This window comes from Spiroplasma turonicum (assembly GCF_001262715.1).
Classification (GTDB): domain Bacteria; phylum Bacillota_I; class Bacilli_A; order Mycoplasmatales; family Mycoplasmataceae; genus Spiroplasma_A; species Spiroplasma_A turonicum.
In genome coordinates this window covers 595,874-619,009 of record NZ_CP012328.1, presented here as the reverse complement: position 1 = coordinate 619,009, position 23,136 = coordinate 595,874, and the positions used below count along the sequence as shown (strand labels likewise).

17 protein-coding genes are annotated in these 23,136 nt (G+C 23.8%); 14 read left to right on the top strand and 3 right to left on the bottom strand.

Features of this window, described 5'->3' with window-relative positions; translation table 4 throughout:
* Positions 1-85: 85 nt before the first annotated feature.
* Together groL and STURON_RS02815 are read right to left on the bottom strand one after the other, a co-directional pair.
* Positions 86-1,714 carry a chaperonin GroEL gene (gene groL / locus STURON_RS02820; RefSeq protein WP_075048370.1) on the bottom strand — a complete coding sequence of 543 codons (1,629 nt, stop codon included), beginning with the start codon at positions 1,712-1,714 and terminating at the stop codon, positions 86-88.
* Positions 1,715-1,733: 19 nt separating this feature from the next.
* Positions 1,734-2,006, bottom strand: coding sequence for a GroES family chaperonin (locus STURON_RS02815; protein ID WP_075048369.1), 273 nt, complete (start codon positions 2,004-2,006; stop codon positions 1,734-1,736).
* 259 nt (positions 2,007-2,265) lie between these two features.
* On the opposite strand from STURON_RS02815, the gene STURON_RS02810 reads away from it, so the two are divergent.
* The 14 genes from STURON_RS02810 (at position 2,266) to STURON_RS02745 (ending at position 21,905) form a co-directional block, all read left to right on the top strand.
* Complete coding sequence (locus tag STURON_RS02810; RefSeq protein WP_075048368.1) at positions 2,266-3,192, top strand: hypothetical protein; 927 nt, start codon at positions 2,266-2,268, stop codon at positions 3,190-3,192.
* On the top strand, positions 3,192-4,418 hold the full coding sequence (locus STURON_RS02805) for an SGNH/GDSL hydrolase family protein (protein WP_075048367.1): 1,227 nt from the start codon (positions 3,192-3,194) through the stop codon (positions 4,416-4,418). The genes STURON_RS02810 and STURON_RS02805 overlap by 1 nt, the downstream gene beginning before the upstream one ends.
* 18 nt (positions 4,419-4,436) lie before the next feature.
* A complete protein-coding gene (locus STURON_RS02800; protein ID WP_075048366.1) occupies positions 4,437-6,611 on the top strand; it encodes a Vmc-like lipoprotein signal peptide domain-containing protein in 2,175 nt (724 codons plus the stop codon).
* 189 nt (positions 6,612-6,800) lie between these two features.
* Positions 6,801-9,275 carry an endo-beta-N-acetylglucosaminidase gene (locus STURON_RS02795; RefSeq protein WP_075048365.1) on the top strand — a complete coding sequence of 825 codons (2,475 nt, stop codon included), beginning with the start codon at positions 6,801-6,803 and terminating at the stop codon, positions 9,273-9,275.
* Positions 9,276-9,290: 15 nt separating this feature from the next.
* Positions 9,291-9,989 (top strand): ABC transporter ATP-binding protein, encoded by a 699-nt coding sequence (locus tag STURON_RS02790; protein ID WP_075048913.1) that lies wholly within the window; start codon positions 9,291-9,293, stop codon positions 9,987-9,989.
* A complete protein-coding gene (locus STURON_RS02785) occupies positions 9,979-10,854 on the top strand; it encodes a hypothetical protein (protein ID WP_075048364.1) in 876 nt (291 codons plus the stop codon). The genes STURON_RS02790 and STURON_RS02785 overlap by 11 nt, the downstream gene beginning before the upstream one ends.
* Before the next feature lie 19 nt (positions 10,855-10,873).
* The gene (locus tag STURON_RS02780; RefSeq protein WP_075048363.1) at positions 10,874-11,446 is read left to right on the top strand and encodes a hypothetical protein; all 573 of its coding nucleotides are present in this window, start codon (positions 10,874-10,876) and stop codon (positions 11,444-11,446) included.
* A 162-nt stretch (positions 11,447-11,608) separates the two neighbouring features.
* Entirely contained in the window at positions 11,609-14,143 is a 2,535-nt protein-coding gene (locus STURON_RS02775; protein WP_075048362.1) for an endo-beta-N-acetylglucosaminidase, read from the top strand.
* Positions 14,144-14,411: 268 nt separating this feature from the next.
* Positions 14,412-16,085: a dicarboxylate/amino acid:cation symporter gene (locus STURON_RS02770; RefSeq protein ID WP_075048361.1), complete on the top strand. Its 1,674-nt coding sequence runs from the start codon at positions 14,412-14,414 to the stop codon at positions 16,083-16,085.
* 147 nt (positions 16,086-16,232) lie between these two features.
* A complete protein-coding gene (locus STURON_RS02765) occupies positions 16,233-17,849 on the top strand; it encodes a PTS transporter subunit EIIB (protein WP_075048360.1) in 1,617 nt (538 codons plus the stop codon).
* A gap of 10 nt (positions 17,850-17,859) precedes the next feature.
* On the top strand, positions 17,860-19,314 hold the full coding sequence (locus tag STURON_RS02760) for a glycoside hydrolase family 32 protein (protein WP_075048359.1): 1,455 nt from the start codon (positions 17,860-17,862) through the stop codon (positions 19,312-19,314).
* Between the two features lie 199 nt (positions 19,315-19,513).
* The gene (locus STURON_RS02755; RefSeq protein WP_075048358.1) at positions 19,514-20,770 is read left to right on the top strand and encodes a hypothetical protein; all 1,257 of its coding nucleotides are present in this window, start codon (positions 19,514-19,516) and stop codon (positions 20,768-20,770) included.
* A gap of 71 nt (positions 20,771-20,841) precedes the next feature.
* Positions 20,842-21,588, top strand: coding sequence for a Pr6Pr family membrane protein (locus tag STURON_RS02750; protein WP_075048357.1), 747 nt, complete (start codon positions 20,842-20,844; stop codon positions 21,586-21,588).
* An 86-nt stretch (positions 21,589-21,674) separates the two neighbouring features.
* A complete protein-coding gene (locus STURON_RS02745) occupies positions 21,675-21,905 on the top strand; it encodes a S1 RNA-binding domain-containing protein (RefSeq protein ID WP_075048356.1) in 231 nt (76 codons plus the stop codon).
* Positions 21,906-22,034: 129 nt separating this feature from the next.
* On the opposite strand, the gene STURON_RS02740 is transcribed toward STURON_RS02745, so the two are convergent.
* Entirely contained in the window at positions 22,035-23,039 is a 1,005-nt protein-coding gene (locus STURON_RS02740) for an alpha/beta hydrolase (protein ID WP_075048355.1), read from the bottom strand.
* Positions 23,040-23,136: the final 97 nt, after the last annotated feature.

Below are 23,136 nucleotides of genomic sequence, written 5' to 3'. Positions count from 1 at the left end.
ATTAAATTTATAAATTTTAAACATATTCTTATATATAAGAATATGTTTTTTAATAAAAAAAATCCTCATTTATTTGAGGATTTTTTTAGTATAAACCAGGACCCATTCCCATTCCAGGCATATCGTTTGATTCTTCTTTATTGCTATCTTCTTTTTTTACAACAACAGCTTCAGTTGTAAGTATTAATGAACTAATTGAAGCAGCATTTTGTAATGCACTTCTTGTAACTTTAACTGGATCTACAATACCGGCATTAATCATGTTTTCTCATTTTGAGTTTTTAGCATTAAACCCAATTCCTGGTTTTTCATTTTTTAATCTTTCTAAAATAACCGATCCATCTAGTCCAGCATTTTGAACAATTTGTCTTGTTGGTTCTTCTAATGCTCTTAATATAATTTTTACACCAGTTTGTTCATCGCCTTCGAGTTTAAGTTTAGAAACTTCATTAATTGTATTTACTAGTGCTGTACCACCACCAGGAACTATTCCTTCAATGATTGCAGCTTTTGTAGAATTTAATGCATCTTCAATTCTTAATTTTTTTTCTTTTAATTCTGTTTCAGTTGGTGCACCAACTTTAATTACTGCAACACCACCAGCTAATTTTGCAAGTCTATCTTTTAATCTATCAACTGTATAATCAGAAGTTTCTGATTCGATTGCTTTTTTGATTGATTCAACTCTTTGGTTAATTTCTTTTTTTTCACCCTTACCTTCAATAAAAGTTGTAGTTTCTTTTGAAATTATAACTTTATTAGCAGTACCTAAATGTTCCATTGTTAATTGTTTTAAATCTGTATAGATATCTTTATTATAGAATTTTGCACCAGTTAATATTGCAATATCTTCAAGTTGATTTTTTTGATTTTCACCAAATTCAGGAGCTTTAATTGCAACTACATTAAATGTTCCTCTTAATTTATTTAAAACTATTGTTGGTATAAAGTCTCCTTCAAAATCATCTGCCACAATTAAAAGACTTTTATTAGTTTGTACAACTTCTTCAAGTATTGGTAAAACGTCTTTAATGTTTGATATTTTATGATCTGTTAACAGAATATAAGGATTTTCAAGTTCTGCAATCATTTTTTCATTATCTGTAACCATGTATTGAGAAATATAACCTCTTTTAATTTGCATTCCCTTTACAACATCTAATTCTGTATCCATTGATTTTGATTCTTCAATTGTTATTACACCGTCATTTCCAACTTTTTCCATTGCTTCACTAATTAATTCACCAATTTCTTGACTTCCAGATGAAACAGCAGCAACTTGAGTAATTGCATTTTTAGAATCAATAGGTGTAGACATTTTTTTTAGTTCTTCAACAGCTACATTAACTGCTTTTTCAATTCCAACTCTTATTTCAACAGGATTTGCACCAGCTGTTACATTTTTTAAACCTTCTCTAACAATTGCTTGTGTTAATACTGTAGCAGTTGTTGTACCATCTCCTGCAACATCATTAGTTTTAGAAGCAACTTCTGCTACAAGTTTTGCTCCCATATTTTCAAAAGGGTTTTCTAATTCTATTTCTTTTGCAATTGATACACCATCATTAGTGATTAAAGGTGATCCATAATCTTTTTCTAAAACAACATTTCTTCCTTTTGGTCCTAATGTCACTTTAACAGCATTTGCTAAGGTATCAATTCCTTTTAACATTGAAAATCTTGCATCTTCTGAGAATTTAAGTTTTTTAGCCATAATATATTTCCTTTCTTAATTATAATTTTGCAATAATATCTTCTATTTCAACTATTAAATATTCATTATCATTGTCTTTAAATTCAACTCCACTATATTTTTTATAAACTACTATATCATTTTCTTTTATAGTTAAGTTTTTATCTTCGTTTTTTAATTTATCACTAATTGCAATGACTTTTGCTTTATTAGTTTTTTCAGTTGCAGATTCAGTTAATATGATTCCAGAATTAGTTTTATTTTCTGGTTTTTCAATAAGTAAAACTACATTATTATTTAATGGTTTAATCATAAAAATACTCCTCCTTTATTTTAGCAATCTAACACCTTGATTGCTAACATTATTTAGTTTATTTTAAAATTTAAAAAATTCAATATATTTTAGAAAAAAAATAAAAAAAGTTTGATTAATATAAAAATAGTTTATATTTATTAAAAACTTTTTTAAATGTGCTTCTTTTGCTATTTCAATAAAAATTAATATATAAAATATTATTACGTTCTTAACAGAATTAGTAGCATTTATAATTAATAGAAGGGTAAATTAGTTTATGCAAAAATTTTTAACTTTCTTTACTGTAAAAAATAAATTGAAATTAATTATATTCTCTGTAGTATTTTCAGTTTATTTTTTATTTAGTTTACTTATGGTAACTCCTGGTGTTGGAGTTGAATCATTAAGATTTATTAAAAGTATTGAAAATCAAATATCTAAAGTAATGCCAAAAGGTGTTTATGTAGTTGATGGACAAGATCCATCATATGAAACTATTATGGAAACTGTTATCAAAAAAGCTTATTCAGCAGATGCAGTATCAACTTTAAACTCTTATGAGACAGAAAATTATAATCAAAAAAAAGAAGATTATACAAATTTTGCTAACAAATGATATGAAAGTAGATGAAGTAAAGTAAAAGAAAATAAAGGAGACATTGATCTTTATGATTTAGGAATTGATTTAATTTCATTTGATGAAGCAGTTTCAACTGAATTCTTAAGTTATGGATATGTTCATGCTGGTATTGCTTGAATGTTTCAAACAAATGGTTTAAATGAAATATTTTCATCATCAATCAGAAATGATTTATTAAGAAACCAAACAATTGTTGATCAAGATTTATATGATTCTAAAATGAAATCAAGTGACCCAGGGGTTGATGGTATCGACATTTACGATTCTCCAGGAACTTTATTAATAAATAATAAAATTTGATATTTAAATAAACAAATAGAAAACATAAAATATGGAATGAATGTGTTTGGACACAATATTTTTAAAGATAAATCTTTAAATGAATCAAATATGTCTAAAACTAGTGTAACAGCTGATGAATTATATACTCCACATTTTACAGAAACTCTTGATAATTTAAGAGTAGGGGTAATATTATTCTTTATTTTATTAATAGTAGTATTACCAGGATATATATTAGTGTTAACAATGTTATTGATTAGCAAAAAGAAAGGGGCAAAATAATGAAAAAATTACTTACTATATTGTCTGTGTTTACAATATCAGCTTCTTTTTCAACAACTGTTGTTTCATGTATGCCACAACAAACAGAAATAAACTTTGATTTCGACCCAATGGTTGGTAAAAACATAGATAAATCTAAGGCTATTGATACAAGTGTTGACCCAGAAAAACATCATGGTGTTAGTAATTTCTTTACACTTGGTGATAGTTTAAGTGATAATGGTGGACTTGTAACTATTGCAAAAGATGAAGTTGGAGTAAATGTAAATATTCCTCCCGATGATGGTAAAGGTTCAAATTTATATAACAATGGTTTTAGTAATGGAAAAAGAGTTGCAGAGTTAATAAACAATAAACTAGGTTTTGATGATAATACATTTAAACCTTCAAATTTGATACATAGTGCAGATGTTGAATATAAAAATGAAAATAATGAAACTTTTACTGCATGAGGTAGAAATTATTCAGTTGGTGGTGCTACAGCATATGAATCTAGTGGGTTGATGTCTACTTTATTAATGGGTAATACAGGAATTTATAAACAAGCTCAAGCAGTTGTCAAACAACATCAAATTAAGGAAACAGACTTATTCCTAGTTGAAATTGGTGGAAATGATTTATTTGCATTAGCTGATGCAAGAGATAATTATACTCAACAAAAAAACATAATGAAAAATGCATTAGAAAATATAAAAAATTGTTTATTAACATTAGTAAATAATGGTGCTAAAAGAATTCTTTTCATAACACCTCCAGACATACTATTAACTCCTGGTTATAATGGTGAAGATCCTTCAAATCCAGATAATAGATATACAAATCCAGAAGATAAAATAAAAATAAATCTATTAACAAAACAATTTGATGATGGAATAAGAAATATAGTAAACAATATTAATACTAATAATGAAAATGTAATTAGTATATATAATTTATATACTAATTTGAAATTAATATTAGATGGATTTAAAACAACAGCTGATTCAATAAATGTTAATGATAACTTTACAGATTCTTCTGCTTTTGATTTAGGAAGTATGGATCTATCTAATATTCAAATAAAAGCAACTGTTTTAGAGAAATATAAAGAAGCGTATTTAAAAGATAAAAGTTATGTAGATAAATTCTTTTTTATTGACAAAGTTCATCCAACAGCTGCTGGTCATAAATATGTATCTAACATTGTATGAGACTTATTAAAAGATAAAAACTTGATAAATGAGTAAGAAAGGTAATATAAAAAAATGAAAAAATTAATTAGTTTATTAGGTGTAATTTCAATAACAGCCTCTTCAATATCTGTAGTTACAGCTTGTGGAAATAATGAACAAAATAGTTTTAATAATAGTCAAGATCAAAATAATGTATCTAAATTAATGACTCAATATGCAAAAGCATTATATTTAAATCAAAACGAAATAAATACAGATACAAATGATTCTCAAGGATTAGGTTCTTTACATTATAGTTCATCATACATTATGAATGATTTTGTAAAAGATAATTATATATCTAATTTAGGTCTTGATAGTTTTGAAGGAGTTGAAACTTCTGATTATACAAGATATAGTGATATATCTGAAAAGTATTTTAAAAACAGTGTTGAGTTAGTTGATGAACAAACAAATGTTGATTCAAGTATTTATCAAGAAGGTGTAGTTGCACCTGAAATTTCTGGAACAATGGGAACAATAACTTCACTAGTTCAATCACTTCCATTAATATTAAATAACTTATCATCACCTGAAAAGTTTATTTCTTTAATGGGGATTTTATCTAAAAAATTAGAAGAATTAATTTCACCTAATTTATTAAAAACATTAGGTAAAGTTTTAAACAATGATGTTTTAAAAGATTTTGAAAATGCTTTCAGTATAAATAGCTTAAAAGATGATAAAAATGAATTTTTTAATTATGAAGACACTTTAAATGCAGGAATCATAGCTCTTTCAAACTCATTAGATAAATTAATAAATAAAGATTCAAGCGATGAAACATTAACTTATAATAATTCTGATAATATAAACTTAAACATAAAATCAGCTTCAAAGAAAGTTGCAAATAACTTGAATCAATTAATAAAAGGTGAAAAAAAATTAAGTTTTGATATATTAACTGATGTTTCAGTTGTCCCTGGAATTTTATATTTTTTAAGAAATCTTCTAGTATATATAAACACAATAAAAATTGATATGGACAAAGTTGATGAAATAAAACTTTTTACAATATCTGAAATTGATGAAATTCGTACTAAAAAATTAGATGAAAATAGTAATCAACTTGATATTAAAAATATTGTAAATATACTTTATGTAATAACAAATGATGAAAAAGAAAAAGGATCAACAGTATTAAAAAATATTATTGGTATTCTTTTAGCAACTCCCGGTGATGAAAAACCTGATGATTCTACAGGGACTCTTATTAGTTCACCATATAATGGTAAAAAAAATGGATTGATTAATATAATATCTGAATTTGCAATTAAATTATTAGGTTCTGAATATCTAGAAGGTAAGATATTAAGTATGGAATACATAATTTATATAGATCAATTTGTAAGATCTTTTATTAATTGGGGTATTGGTTATAAATCTAGTGAAGGTACTTTAACAAATAATTTTAGTTTAGTATTATCATTTTTAAACGAAAAAGATATTTTAAATAACTTTGATGGGTTTATAAAAGATTTTATAATTAATATTGGAAAAAATGATTGAGATGAATATTTTAAAAATCCTGGTAAATGAATAGATTATTTATATGATAATAATAATGAAAAACTTAATTTATCGATTAAAAAAATGTTGTCTGAACCTATTGAAAATTTATTAAATTCATCATTATTTAGTTCAAATGATGAAGTAGTTAAAATTTTTGATAATAAAAAAGATTTAGGTTTAGGATTTTTAATGAGTGAATCTGTAAAAAAAATTATCAATACTATTTATAAAACAATAACTTTAAAAGAAAATGAAAACTTAAATTATGTTATTAAATTTGATTCATTTGCAAATTTATTTAATAGTCTATATAAAAATGATGCTTTGCAAAATGCATTAAGTGATATTGATAATTTTATGAATAATTTAGGTTTAAATAAAGATAATACAATAGCAAAAGATTCACCCCTTGACAGAATACAAACAATATTAAATGAAAATTTGGGATGATTAAGTGGAATTATTAGTATTATTAACAATATGATAAGTGAATATAATAAAAGATTGTCTAATACAAAAAAAGTTGCTAATAGTATTTTTCTTAATTTAGATGTTTCAATAAAATCAAATTCATTAAATGATTTTGAATATGTAGTAAAAAATAAATTAACAAATATTGAAAATACATTTAAGATAAAACTTAGATATGCTGGTAATTATTTAAAAGTTGATGAACTATATAAATTAGATAAATAAAAAAACATTTATAAATGTTTTTTTTATTTATCTATATTTTTATAGCAATAAATTATATGTTAATATAATAATGTGAATTATTTTAAATCAATTTATTAAACTATTTTATATATATTAAGATTTATATTTTAATATATATAAAATATTTTTTAATTTAAATTATTTGAAAGTAAAACAAAGGGGAATAAAATGAAAAAATTAATTGCTTTATTAAATTCAACAATTTTATTGATGCCATTATGCGCTACAGCAGTTTCATGCGATAAACCAGCAAAATCATTTGGTACTAATTTATCAGAAATAGAAGATTATAGTTGAAAAGAAGAACAACCTTATTTTGAAGGTTATAAAAATTTACAAAGTTTTAACAAACCTTCTAAGGTTGAAAATACATTAAAATTAAATATAAAAAATATAAAGAATTATCTTGATTATAACGATTTTAACACTGGATTTAAAACTAATGAAGATGCATTAAAACAATCACCGACTGGTGTCCCTTTAAACTCACATTTTTTACCTAATGGTAATTTAAAAAAAGATTTACATCAAATAGATAAATCTGAAATATTTGATGAAGAAAATAGTTTGTTAGATTGAAATTATGAAGATGATAATGATGCAAAATATAATGTTTCGAGAATACCTTTACAAAAAACAACTAAAGTAGCTAAAAAATGAGTTGCGTCTCAAAACGAAAATGTAATGGAAATGAATATGTCCACTGTTATACCTTCAACATCAAAACAAAATACAATAGTTGGAAATAACAAAGCCTTTACTAGATTTATTAACAATTATCAATATAATGATATTACAGTATCATGAGGTGGAGCTATCAATGAAGGTATTATATTACCACCAGCAGCAAATGAAGTTCATAAAGCACATTTAAATGGAACAAAAATTCTTGGAAACATATTTTTAGATGGTTATCATGGTTTAAAAATTGAATTACTTAGAGATTTTATAAAAACTGACTCAGAAGGAAATTATTTGATTGTTGATAAATTAATCGATATGGCATTAAAATATAATTTTGATGGTTGATTTTTAAATAATGAGCCAAATGGATATTTTTCAGATGGATCTATAGTTAGTTATGTAACAATTATAGAGATAATGAAACAATTTAAAAATAAAGTAAATGAATTATTTAAAAATAAACCAAGTGAAAAATTGTTATTTTTTTCATATAAAAATAATGGAAGTTTAAATAATATACCAGAAAATGAAGAATCTAAACAATTATATGAAAATTCAGATTATTTTTTAACTGACTTTGGACAAACTTATAATGATTCATATGAATATATTAAAGAAAAAAATAAACAACCAAATGAAGTATTTAATATGTATAATGTTGGTGCTTGAGTAAACGGAAAACCATATTATGATAAAGATTTATTAGGAAGATTTGATACTGGATCATTAGCCTATCTGAATGAAGCAGATGACTCTATTAAAGGCAACGATGGCCAAATAATTAGAAAGTATAAATATGGTGACATGTCAAAAAATAATTCAATATCAGTATTTGCTTCACAATGACCAGTTGAAATAGGTGGTTCAGAAGGAGATAAACTAACAGGTGTTGATGAATATGAAAGAGATGCATACCGTTTAGTAGCTGCAAATAAATATGATGATATGCTATACACAGGTCATAATAGAAAATTATCAGAAAAAGATGAAGGTGTATATACTTTTACAACTGATATTGATGCTGTTAATAAATATAGTTATGGATTAGGTCATATTGTTCAAGAAAATACTGTACTCAATGATTATAATGATGTTTTTTTCACCCATTTCTCAACTGGGAATGGTATAAAATTTAATTCTTTAGATGTAGATAATTCGATTATTTCACTAGAAAAATATCCATGATCAAATACAAATATAGCTGATGTACAACCTACTTATAAATGATTTATAACTGATAGTAAGGGTAATCAATTAGATTCTGATAAAATATCAGGTTATTATGATTATCACAATCCATATTTAAAAGGGAACTCATTAAGTTTAGGTAGTGGTTATAATGATAAAGGGGAAATCACTCCATTTGAAAATATCGGTGAAAATGGAACTTATAATTGATGAATTATGGGTTCAAACTACATTATAAATAAAAGCAAAGAAGTTAAAATGATTGTTAAGTCTTCACAAGTTAATAATATTAAAATTATCTATGATGATTCATCTGGTACAAAAATTGCAGTAACAAGTACAAAAAATCTAGGTAATGGTTGAACTGAACTGTCAGCAAACGTTGATTCAAAAGGTACTATAGCTAAGTTTGGGTTACAATTTGAAGGTAATTCTGGTCTTTTAAAAATTGGACAAATGCAAGTTTTAAATAAAGGTGCAAAACCCAAAACTTTTGACAATAATTTTAATAGTATAGTTTCTGATTTAGTAATTTCAAGAAACAATGGTATAAAAAATTATCGTTTAAGTTTTGATAATTTATTAAAAGATGATGATTTATACTCATATTATGAAATATATGCAGATAATAATGATAAAATTGTAAGAGTTAGTGAGAGTAATAAAAATGATTACTTTATTAAAAATATTGATTGAGATTTAAAAACTCTATATGTAAAAGTAATTAATAATTTAAATAGCACAGTCAAATGATTTGAAGTAGAAGTTTAGAGAGTGGGTATCAATTTGCTAGAAATTAAAAATATTACTAAAAAATTTGGTAAATCAATAGTTTTAGATAACATTAATTTTACAGTGAAAGATGGTGAAGCTGTTGGTATTTTAGGTTCTAATGGGGCAGGAAAAACTACTCTAATGGAAATAATTGTTGGTCAAATAAAACCTACATCAGGAAAAGTTTTATTAAATGGAAAAGAAGACGTTTATAAAAATGTTGGTATACAGTTTCAAGAAGGTTTTTGACCAAAAGGCATGAATTCAAACTTATTAATTAAATACTTTAAAAAAAGATGAACTAAAGGTTTTGATGAAAAAACAAATGAATTAATAAAAACATTTGAATTGGAAAATATCTTAAAAAAAGATTTAAATCAACTAAGTGGGGGTCAAAAACAAAGATTAAACACTCTACTTGCAATATTGAATGATCCTAATTATATATTTTTAGATGAAATGATAACTGGGCTTGATTTAAAAATGCAATTAAGATTAGCTGATTTTTTTGCAAACTTAAAAAAAGAAAAGAAAACTCTATTGATAATTTCTCATATTCCTGAAGAAGTAGAAACTCTTTGTGATAGAGTTATGATCATTGATAAGGGTAAAATATTTTTAGATATGAACATTGACGATGTAAAAAAGAAATATAAAACTGTTAGAGAACTATTAATTAAATATTACAAGGGTGAATTACATGCAAAATAATGAAAAAAACATATTCACAAAAACTAAAAACTCTTTAAGTGATTTTAAAAATAATTTTATTATTATATCTCTTTCTATCTTAAAAAATTTTAGAACATATGTTTATGTTATTTTAATACCAATTGCATTTTTGATGATATATGTTTGGTATAACAGTAACACAGGTGTATACAGACCTCCAAAAATATTTTTATACTTAACTCTTCCAACGTTTGCGATCATATTTTTGGTTAACACTTCAGTTTCAGAATGAAAAAACTCAGTTTTTTTAAAAAGAATTCATAGTGCAGGGATATCAAGAATTAACTTTTTTGTTTCATTATATGTATTTAATTTTATTTTAGGAATTATTTCATTTTTTGTTTCATTTTTAGTTTTAATGTTAATATCTTTAATCTATTTTAAACCATCTACAGGGCCTGTTTCTGAACTTATTGGTCTATGAACTTTTAAAGATTGAATGGGAATAATGTATTCTCTATTATTAAGTATAAGTATTTCAATATCACTTGGTGTAATAATAAGTGGGTTAATTAATAGTGTTGCCTTATCTCAAAGTATAACATTGGTAGTTGTACTGTTTAGTGTTGTATTTTCAGATTGTTTATTACCTTTGGAATTACTTTCAAAAAGTAAAGCATTAACATATATGAGTTATATAGTTCCTCATAAACATAGTGTTTGAACTGGTATAATTGCAGCGGCTAGTGAAATACCGAAATTAGCATATGAAAATCCTAATTCACCATCACTAGTAATTAGTTTTGGATTTAAATTATGAATACCTTGTTTAACAGCATTTTTATACTCAACTTTATTAATAATAGGTGGTTATTATTCATTTAGTTGAAATAACAAAAAATAATTTTTATGAGAGGTTTAAAATGAATAAAATAATTAATATATTAGGAACAATTACAGTTTTAACACCGCCAACAATCTTATTATCAAATACTACATCATGTTCAAATGAAATAAACAAATTAAATTATAATGAAGAAAAATCTGATTTAGATTTAATAGAGTTTTTAACAAGTAATATAATAGATTTAAATGGTGATAAATTAAGTTTGGATGAAAGTGGTAAAAAACTTAATAAAACATATGGTAACACTTCTGCTGTAAAAACAGAAAGTATAAACTCAGATGGATTTGAAGGTAGTATGGTAATTTTTAAAAAAGTTAATGAGGAGCAAACTGGATATGTTTCACCATATGAATTTGATGATGAAGGATATGCATTTCCAAAATTTTTTATTAGTCTATATAAAGAGGGTGAATCTTTTAAGGTTATAATAGATAAGGAAAATGTAAGAAATAGTTATATGCTTAGCTTGTTAGGAAGTAGCGAGTTAAATGAATTTAAAATTTTTATTTATAAATCAAAGATAGAATATAAAGATAATGTTAGAAATGTTAAATACACAAAGTTATATGAAAACAAAATAGTTTTATAATTTATAAATTAGCCACTCTTAAGATGAGTGGTTTTTTATTTTTAACAATCATTTTTTGTATAAAATTTAAATTATAATATGAAATAAATTCTAACTCTTTAAATTTTATTGTTTTATTTTAAATTATAATCTATATTCATATTGTATTTTAAGGGGAATAATATGAAGAAATTAATTATGGTATTAAATACTATTTTTTTAACTATGCCAGTTGGTTTAACTGTAATTTCTTGTAAAACAGGTGAATACGCAGTAGATACTAGTACTATCGAAGATTATGATTGATCTAAATTAGAACCTAATTTTCCAGGATATGATTCATTAGAAAAATATAACTTACCTAGTGAAATAAATCAATCAATTGAGTTAAATGTAGAAAAAAAAGAAGAATATATTGATTATTCAAACTTCAATACAGGTTATAAAGCAAAAATTGACATACCAAAACAAGCACCAACAGGTGTTCCATTAAATTCACATTTCATGCCAAATGGTAATTTAAAAAAAGAAGTTATGAATGTTCATGATTCTACTAGAAATGATTATATAAATAGTATTTTAGATTGAGATTTAAATACTAATAAAGATGCGAAATACAATATTTCTAGAATTCCATTACAAAAGAACTCTAAGGTTGCTAAAAAATGAGTTAATTCTCAAAACATTAATATTAAAGAATTAAATATCTCTAATATAATAGATGAACTTACAGCAACTCATAATACAATAGTTGGAAAAAATGATACTTTTAGCAGGGGAATTAACAATTATCAATATAATGATATAATAGTTGCTTGAGCCGGGAATGTAAATCAAGGTATTATAATACCACCACCAACTGATGTTGTTCAAAAAACACATTTAAATGGTTCTAAAATTTTAGGAAATATATTTCTTGATGGTTATCATGGTCTTAATAAAGAAATGCTTAAAGATTTTTTAAAAAAAGATAGTGAAGGTAATTTTCTAATAGTTGATGTTTTAATTAAACTTTGTGTAGAACTTGGTTTTGATGGTTGATTTTGAAACAACGAACCAAATGGTGGAAAAGGTAATGGTAAAATATTAGACTATAAAGTTGTTGTCGAAATAATGAAACAATGAAACCAAAAAGTTAAAAGTTCAGTTGATGAAAAAATAAATAATCTTATTTTGTTTGGGTACAAAGACCATGGTAGCTTAGATATTGACCCAAAAACTAAAAAACCAAAAGTAGAAGAAGCTGTTGAAATATATCATAATACAGACTATTATTTGAGTGATTTTGGTAGAACTTTAAAACAGTCAGTAGATTATTTAAATTATGATAAAGAAAAACTTAAAGATGTTTTCAATATGTATAACACTGGAGTTTGAGGTGAAGGTCATAAAAAGTTTTGAAATAAAGATAATATCGGTTCTTATGATTCAAGACTTTTAGCATACTTATTAGATTCAGAAAATTCAAAAGAAATTCCTGGTTATAAAAACACTTATGAACTAAAATTTAAAAATGAAGGTGAAGATGCGATTAGTAATTCTATTGCAATGTTTTCGTCACATAATCCATATGAAATAGCAGTAATTGATTCTGCAAAATTAACTGGTATAACTGAAATCGAAAGAGATATCTATAAACTTGTTTATGCAAATTTTTATGATGAAATGATGTACACAGGTAGAAATAAATCTTTGTCTAATGATGATAAGGGAGTATATACTGAAGATATTGAATTTAAACCAGATGAAAAAGGTTATAGTTATGGATATGGTGATTTAATTCTTGAAAATACTACTTTAAATGATTGAAATGACGTATTTTTTACAAATTTCTCAACAGGAAATGGTGCAAAATTTGCTTCTTTGAATGATGAAAAAGGTATTGATATTGAGAATAACTATCCTTGAACTAACATAAACATTGCTGACGTACAACCAACTTACAAATGAAAGATTAATAAATCAGATAATCAAAAACAACTTAGTTTAAAAGATAAAATTAGTGGTTTTTATGACTACTACAACCCTTATTTAAAAGGTAATTCTATAAGTCTTGGTAGTGGTTTTAACAATAAAGGTGAAATTGAAGATTTTATTTTAGATAGTAACACTTCATATGATTGATGAATAATGGGATCGAATTACATTAAAAATAAATCAAAAGATGTTGAAATGATCGTTAAATTAACAGGTAATGATATGAATATTGATGATTTAAAAATAATATATGATACAGACAAAAATGATGAGCAGGCAATCGAAGCTGAAGATATTAAAATAATAAAAGATCAAAATGGTTGATTTAAAATTACTGGTAAAATTGATTCTAATAAAACTATTTCAAAAATCGGTTTAAAGTTTAAGGGTGGAAAAGGTACTTTAAAATTAGGCCAAATGACTATTAAAAATTCAAATACTAATCTAGTTAATTTCGAAACTAATTATAATAACTTAAAAATTAGCTCTGAATTACAAATTGAAAGGGGAAATGGTACTAGTAATTATAGAATTAACTTTGAGAACTTCTTAAAGGATTCTGATATATATTCATATTATGAAATTTATGCTGAATTAAATAATAAAATTATAAGAATTACAGAAGGTAATAAAAATGATTATTATATAAAGAATTTAAACTGGAAAGCAAATAATTTTTTTATAAAAGTAATAAATAATTTAACTAAAAAATTAGAATGAATTAAAGTAAAATTAATTTAAATTAAATCAATAATAATTCTAATAGCACTATAATTATTTTTTTGATAAATTATTTAATTTAATTCATTTATATGTTAATATAAAAATATGGAGGCATATATTATGAGTAAATTCAATCATTTAAATAATGATAACAATAATAGATTTACTCTTTTATTGTGTCTTTAGAATTTAATTAAATAACAAATAATTATAAAAGAGTAAATAGAAATTAAGCAATAGTTTAATTTTTTCTAGATACTCTTTTTTTTATTTGGGAAAGGAGTTTATGTTATATACAGATATATTAAAAGATTTTTTAGCTATAAGTAGTTGAAAATCTTTACTTGCAATTCTAATATTTTTTAGTTTGCAAATAAGCTTGTGATTCTTTTTAAAAAAGTTTAAAAATAAGTTTTTACACCTATTTTCTGGATTAGTTTTAGGACTACTTTTTGGACTAGTTATTCAGATTATTGCAGGATTTCCAGAATCTTTTACAGAAAAGGCAAGTAATGAATCTGAGGTATGAAAAAAAGAACTTTATTGAATTTATGAATTAGATTCATGAGCTGTATTGTTTAAGAAAATATTTATTTTATCAATAACATTACTTATGATTCCATTAATATTTTTATCAATATATAGAGCAATTACAAAGAAAAGCTCAAAAAGATTAGGTAGAATAACTGGTAAGGGTATTTCTTTTTTAATGATTAATGTTGCGATTGCATTTTGTATAGCAGCAGGAATTGGTATACTATTGAAAATTGGAGTTACTAGTGATGGAAAAAAAGTTTTAGATGAAATTGGCGGTCAAGGATCAAATAATTCTGACTCAACTGATATTAAATCAATACCAAATATGATCATTGACTATTTACCTAAAAACTTCATTTCAGACTTAGGAAAAGATGCTGTAATACCTGTTTTAATTATGGCATTAATTGTTGGTTTAGCAGTTAAAGCAATTTCAATTAAAAATGAAAAAAAAGTTGAGTCTTTTGTAAAGTTGATGGATGCTAGCTGAGAAATAGTTTTAAAAATTGTAAATAGTTTTATCAAAATCATTCCACTTGCAATTATGTCTATAGTTACAAACTTAATGATTACTCAGTCATTAACTGCTTTAACAGCTGTTGGAAAAGTTTTAGGTGCTGGTTATCTTAGTTTATTTATTTGTGTTATTTATTTAACATGCATTTTAGCGATAGTAAAAATTAACCCATCAAAATGATGGAAAAATGGATGAAGACCAGCATATCAAGGTCTTGTTACTCAATCATCAAGTGCAACTTTACCTTTTACAATGAATGCTTTAGTAGATAAAATGAAAGTAGATGAATCATGTGTTAATACAATTATTCCACTATCAACTACAATGGGTATGATAGGGGGAGCTGGAGCAGAAGGGGGACTAATTGTTGCATTATTATGAACTGGTTCAGATTCTAATATAATACATGATCAAGGTATATGGTTATTTCTTTTATTAGGGCTTATAATGACAATGATTATTTCCTTAGGAGTACCAGGAACTCCTGGAACTTCAACATTAGTAATAACTTCTTTACTAGGTTCATTAGGAGTTCCTAGCTTTAAAAATGCTGCTTTTTCAATTATGTTAGTTCTTGAAGATATTTATGATATTGGAAGAACTGCTGTAAATATAATAGCAGCAATGGTTGTCAGCACAATTGTTGGTTTCAGTGAAGGTATGATTGGTGAAGATTCTGAAATTCTTAGTAAAAAAGCAATACTTTATCAATCGAAAATAAATGAAACTAGAATTTTAAAGGACGAAAAGTCTACTAATATAAAAACTCTTAAATTAAAGATTTTATCTAAAGATCTTGATGAAAATATTAAATTAAGCAAAAAACAATATGAAATGGAGTTAAAAAAAATAAAATCAAAATATCAACAAAGTATTAAAGATTTAAAATCTAAAACTAAAGATTAAAAAATGGAATAAAAAAAATTCCATTTTTTTTGTAAAAAATACAAAAAAAAACCAAAAAAAACCAAATATATGATTAAATATATTTAGATAGAAAAAATACTAAATTAATATATTAAATTAGTATAAGTTCTATTATGGAGGAGGCATATGAGACTTTTTAGCAAAAAAAAGGATATTGATGAAAATATCATTATAATTGCTGATTTACTAGGTAATAGTGAAAATATTGAAAATATAAGTCATTGTTCAACTAGAATGCGAATAAAAGTGAAAGACGCCACTAAAATAAGGTTAGATGAATTAAAGAATAATGATCTTATTAGTGGTGTAATAATTAATGATAATTTAATTCAATTTGTTGTTAGAAAAAATATTGAAGATTTTAACAAGGACTTTCTTACTTCAATTGGGTTGTCAGTTAAAAGAATTCCTAATTTATTTGATGTTAAATTATCTTCAAAAAAAGGTTTTTTTAAAACATTAACTGATGGTATAGGAATATTAGTTATGCCAATAATACCTTATCTAATAACTTTATCAATTGTTTCAACATTTGAAAATATAGTTAATGGTATAGAGGTAAATGGAAGTAAAATAAGTGATACAGGAGAATTTGCAGAAACATTAGGTAATATTTTAAAAACATTGCAAAAATCATTAGCTCTTGCTTTCAGTATTTTAATACCATGATCTATATTTAAATTAATGAAGGGCAGTGAGGCAATTGGTATTTCAATAGGTGTTGTTCTTTGTGCAAAAGATTTGGCAACAACTAATGATTTTATGGGTTCAGGTAAGCCCTTATTTGATTGAGGATCTAGTGGAAATGTTGAAGGTACTGCTTTTGATTGATCTTTTTCAAATTTAACAAGCGGTTATCCTTGGAAAATATCATATGAAGGTCAAATTTTGCCACTAGTTATGATTGGTTTTATGGCAGTTTATCTAGAAAGATTAGTTAGAAAAATAAAATTTGGAGTTATAAAAGAATTATTGGGTATTCCATCAGTTTTAATTATTGCATTCTTTGTAGGACAATTATTATTAGCACCAATAGGAATGCTTATAACATTTGGTATGAATAAAGCTGTTTTATGAGCAACAACTCATTCAATAGCAAAATTTATATTTAATCCAATGTTTGCTTTATTACTACCATGGTTAGTTGTAACGGGATTTATCCAAATATTTGTTGTTGTAGCATTACAACAATTTATGACTTATAATGCTACATCAATTAATCCAATGTTTACACAGCTTAATGTATCAGTTGCAACAAGTGTACTTGCATTTGCTATAATGAATAGAAAAAATAAGGAACTACAAAAAACAGCAGTACCATCATATTTAATAGCATTTGTAGGAGGTTCAACTGAACCAGCATTGTTTGGTGTAGCTTTAAGATTCTTATTTCCGGTAATAGCAGTCAGTATAGGAACAATGGCTGGTGTTATTATCACAACTGCTTCAGGAGTGTTAACTACAATGGGCCCATGTTCATTATTAGTTTTCTTGACAGTTATTCCACAGGCGGCAGATGTACATAATGGTTTTGATATGACAACTTGAGCAGGAACTGGTTTTTTATGAATGGCAATTGCTCTTGCAGTAACAATAAGCACTACTTTTTTAGTAACAATATTACTTTCAAGAATTAATTACTTTAAAAAAATGACAAAAAATATTTTAGATAGAGATTTTTCACCAATACCTGGTGCAGAAATTGAAACTAAAAAAAATAAATTAGCAAAAACTGTTAAATAGGAGAACTAGAATGAAAAGAATCAAAGAAATAGAATGAAAAAAATATAATGAAATTGATAAAAAATATTATGAAGAAGCTAACAAATTAGTTGAAAGTGATAGATATTATAGACCACTTTATCATATTGCTCCTCCAAATGGATTATTAAATGACCCAAATGGTTTATTGTTTAAAGATGGTGTTCACCACATTCATTACCAATGATCACCAGTTACACCTTATCATGGATTTAAACATTGAAGATATGTTACAACTAAAGACTTTATTAATTATCAAGATCATGGTGTTTCTATGATACCAGATCATGAAAAAGAAAAATATGGTTCATTTTCTGGAAGTGCTTATGATTTCGGAGACGAAGTAAAAATTTATTGAACTGGAAATATGGAAGATGGTAAAGGGGAAATGACTGAAGAAGTTCAGTTGGTAGCAGATTTTAAAAACGGTAATATTATAAATAAAAAAATAGCTGTAGAATGAGATGGCAATATTTTTACACCACATGCAAGAGATCCAAAAATATTTGAATATAATAATAAAAAATATATGGTTTTTGGTGTTAGAACAAAATCTGATGATTTAGGTGGTATCGCTTTATATGAAATGATAGATTATGACAAATTTAAATTCAAAACAGTGCTTAAACCATCAATAAAAGGAAATGATTATGGTTATATGTGAGAATGTCCAAACCTAGATTTTCTAAATAATCAATATTTATTAGTTACATCAGCTGAAGGTTATTTTAATAAAGATAATAAATATGAATTGAATAGCTCAAGAAATGTTGTATACACTATTTTAAATAAAATTGATCTTGATGGTACAGAACTAAATGAAAAATTTGCAATGAAATGTGCTGATTATGGATTCGATTTTTATGCCCCTCAAACATATAGAGTGAATAATAAATTAGTTTGATATGGTTGGTTTGGAGCAGTTGATGTTCAATATCCAACTGATGAATATTCATGACACTCAATGTTAACTATTCCAAGAGAGTTGAGCATTCAAAATGATATTTTAATTCAAAAACCTTTTGAAGATTTTAAAAATAATATATTATTTAATACTAAAAAACAAAAATCAAATTCATTAAACCTAGAAAAAGCTAAACACATTAAAATTAATTTAAAAGATAATTTAAGTTTTAAAATTATTAATGATAAAAATGAATATATTGAAGTTAAATTTACAGATGATGAAATAATAATGGATAGAAATAACCAAACATCTAAAGTAGATTGAGATTATGAAAACACAAGATATGCAATACGAAAAATAAAAAATGAGTCTCAAATTATTGAAATATTTATAGATTCTTCTTCTATTGAGTTATTCGCAGATAATTATCAAACAATATTTACTTCTAGGTTCTTTGTAAAAGACTTTAATAGAGTTATGTTTAATAATGAAATTGAGTTTGAATCATCAGATATTAAACCAATGATTTTAAATAAGTAGCAAGCAATTTCTTTGTTAATTTAAAAAAAGGAAACTAAATTTTTTATATTTTATTTAAAATGACATTTTTAGATTCCTTTTTTTCTATACTTATATCAAATACATTTTTATTATAAAAAAAAAAAAAAAGCATTTATTACTTAACTATTGAAACAAAAAGTATATAAGGTATAATTTTTTAAGAAAAGGATAATAAATAATGAAAAAAATTATATATGAAATTGTTTTTATAACTATAATGGCTTTTTTATATTATTTATATAGTTCTTGAGTTGATAAATTTGATACAAATGAATTAATTTATAAAATATTTAGTCCATTTAAATTATTAATTCTTGCATCAATTTTTTCTATTTTTTATGGCGCTATTAAAACAATTTTATTTTATAATATAAAAAATTTAAAAGATTATAAAAAAAATTTAAGAAACAATATTTTATTCGAATTTGAAATAACTATAAAATATTTAAAAGACTTAAAAAATAGTCTAGATTTAGGCGATACAAATAAAATTAAACTTAATATAAAAGAATATAATTCAATCAAATATAAACCAATTTATTTAAATTTATTAATTGATGAAGTTACTACAAGAATATTAAGTGATCACGATTATAGTGATTTAATTCAATCTTGCAATCTTGTTATAAGAAATATTGAAAATACTTTTGAAAAAGAAAAAAGTAGGATGTCTCATAAAAAATCAGAAAGTTTTTTTATACTGAAGAGAGTAAATGAATATTATAATATTAATAGCTGATTTGTAATAAGTTTTTTTCTTTCAATACATAATAAAGATGTTCATTCACATGAATATGAAGTAAATAAATGAAAAATAACTAGTTTATATGTTTCTAGATTTTCATATTTTTTATACCCTGCATTTATTTTTTCATTAATTTTATATTTATCAATTAGTATAGTATTTAATGTAACTGAAATACCATTAAATAGATTTTTTTACGGAACTTTTCCAATAAGTGTTTTTTTAATATCAACTATTTTATTTATTATAAATTTAATTTTAAATAAAAAAAAATATAATATTAAAATTTTTTGGTTACATTTAAGTATTTATTTAATTTTTATATTCTTTATTTTCATAGATATGTTTTTAAATGTAATTTTATCTCCAATAATGAAAAGTTCAGATGATTGATATGAATCAGATTTGATTACTTTTTTATGTTATTTAGTTTATATAGTTTTATCTACAATGTTGCTAAGTTATATTTTTACAAGTATTTTAGAATTAATAGAGTATAAAAAAATTAATTGAATAAATTTAATATTTAATATTTTTTTACCATTAACAATATTTATAAATTCAACAATTTTAAATTATTTATCTGTCAATGATACAAATTCAAATAAGCTATACTTAATAAATTTTTTGATCATCTTTATATATTGATTATTTTCACTTATAACTAGTAAATACATATTTAAAGAATAAAATATTTTACTATAAATATTATATTTTATATATATATTGTTATAAAATAAAACCTATAAAAAGGAGAAAAAATGAAATATAATATGTTTAAAATTACCTATAAGTATGTATTTGGAATACTTTCTTTTATTTCAATTTATACTTATTATTTTTATAAATTATTTTCTAGACATGATTTAGATGTTTATAATTTTAACTATGAAATTTATTCATTAGATTATTTTACAACATTTACATTAATATCTAATGTTTTATGTCAAATATGATTATTGTGAGCTGCTATACAACCAAAAAAAGAAGGTTACAATAAATTTTTAAGTCAAACAACTGCTTTAACATTTTCTGTTATGATAACAATTACATTTATTGTGTATAATTTTATACTAGTACCTTTAGATACTGGTTTTCCAACACATCCATATGATGCTTTTGCAACAGTAGTTAATCACATAATTACTCCAATTGCATTTATAATTTATTTTATATTTTTTATGAACAATAAAAATACAATAATATTAAATCAATTCTTCATTAAAAAATTTTGAATTCAATTTGTAATATTATTTGGTTATTGTATTTTCTCATTAATAAAAGGAGAACTTCGTTATAAATCTAATTCATCATTATATGAAAAGCCTGGTGGTGGAAACACTTGATATCCTTATTTCTTTTTAAATATTCATAATTCATCTGGACCTTTAGGTATACCTGGAATTGGTTGATTTTTTATTGCATTCTTTTTAATTATTTCAGTTATGGTTGGTTTTACATACTTATATAATTTTTTAAGTAATAAACTAATTAAAAAAAATCAATAAAGTTAGTTGATATTTCTAAAAAATTTATAATATTATGGTTATTTCAATAAAAACAATGTATAGTAATAGTGAAGGAGAACTATTAAATGAATAAAGTTGTTAAAGTAACTATTACAAAAACTGTTAACTTTGGTGCATTCTGTGACGCTGATATTGACGGAACTGTTTACAAAGGTTTAATTCATATTTCTGAAATAGCTGACAAATACGTTTCTGACGTAAATGAATTTGTTTCAGTTGGACAAACTGTTGATGGTTATGTTATATCAGTTGATGAAGCAAACAAACAAGCAAAAATCTCTCTTAAAAGAGTTTAAAAATTATAAATAAGATTTCATTAAAATAGTAGTAGTTACATAATATCTTTATTATTTGTATTTCTATTATATTAGCTTGAAAAATTTTATTTAAAAATGTAGTCTTATGACTACATTTTTTTATTTTATTTAACATTTTCCTTTAGCAAAATTAGTTGTTTTTTCTCTGTATCTCTTTAAATTAATTCATAATGAACCTGAATGTTTTGCATTTTCAAAAAGTTCAAGTTTACTAATTTTTTTATTCTCAATTGATGTTTTTAAATAATATAAGACTATTGAATTATCATATAATACAAAATCATCTTCTTTACCATGAATATATAGTATTTTAAGATCATTTAAATCATCATTTTTTATAAGTAAATTAACTTCTTTTAAATCAACATCAGTATATTTTTTAAAGTTTTTATTAATATTAAAAGACATTAATCATCAAGGTAATTTCAAAGCTCTTTTTAAAAAGTATCTTATTTGTGGAATTACTTCACTAAATGCACAATCTGCAATTATTCAATCTACTTTATTGTTTTTATAATATTTATTTGCAAATAACAATGATGTACTTGCACCCATACTAACTCCAAATACTCCAATTTCTTCTACCTTATAACACATTTTTATTCATTTTATTACTTCATCTAATACAATAGCATTTGTATAACCAAAATCTGATTTAGTACCATATGTCTTTCCATGAGCATATGCATCAAATGTTAAAATATTATATCCTTGTTTATAGAAATGAAATATGTTTCTTAATGCAAAATATTTATTTCTTTTAAAACCATGTAAGCCAACAATTCATTTATTACTATTTTGATTTCTTAAAATTAATGAACTAATTTGTTTTGAAGTATAACCTATAAAAAATTCTTTAATTTGATCTTTTGGTATGTCAAAGTCATTTACATTGTGTTTTTTTAATTCACACAACAATTCTTCATAACTATTAATTTCAATATTATTATCATTTAAACCTGATCGTTTATACTTAAATAAATACACCCTAAATACTTTCGAACATATTCAACTTAATAAAATCACTAAAGGAAATAGTAAAATTACAAAAGTAATATTAAACCAATTGTAATGGTATTTCTTTAAATTCCTATAATGTTTTTTATATTCCATAATTTTACCTCCTTTTCTATATATTATTGTAAAATAAAATTACTATAAAAAAAATATTTTAATAAAATCATAAAATAAGTTTTTAAATTATTAAAAT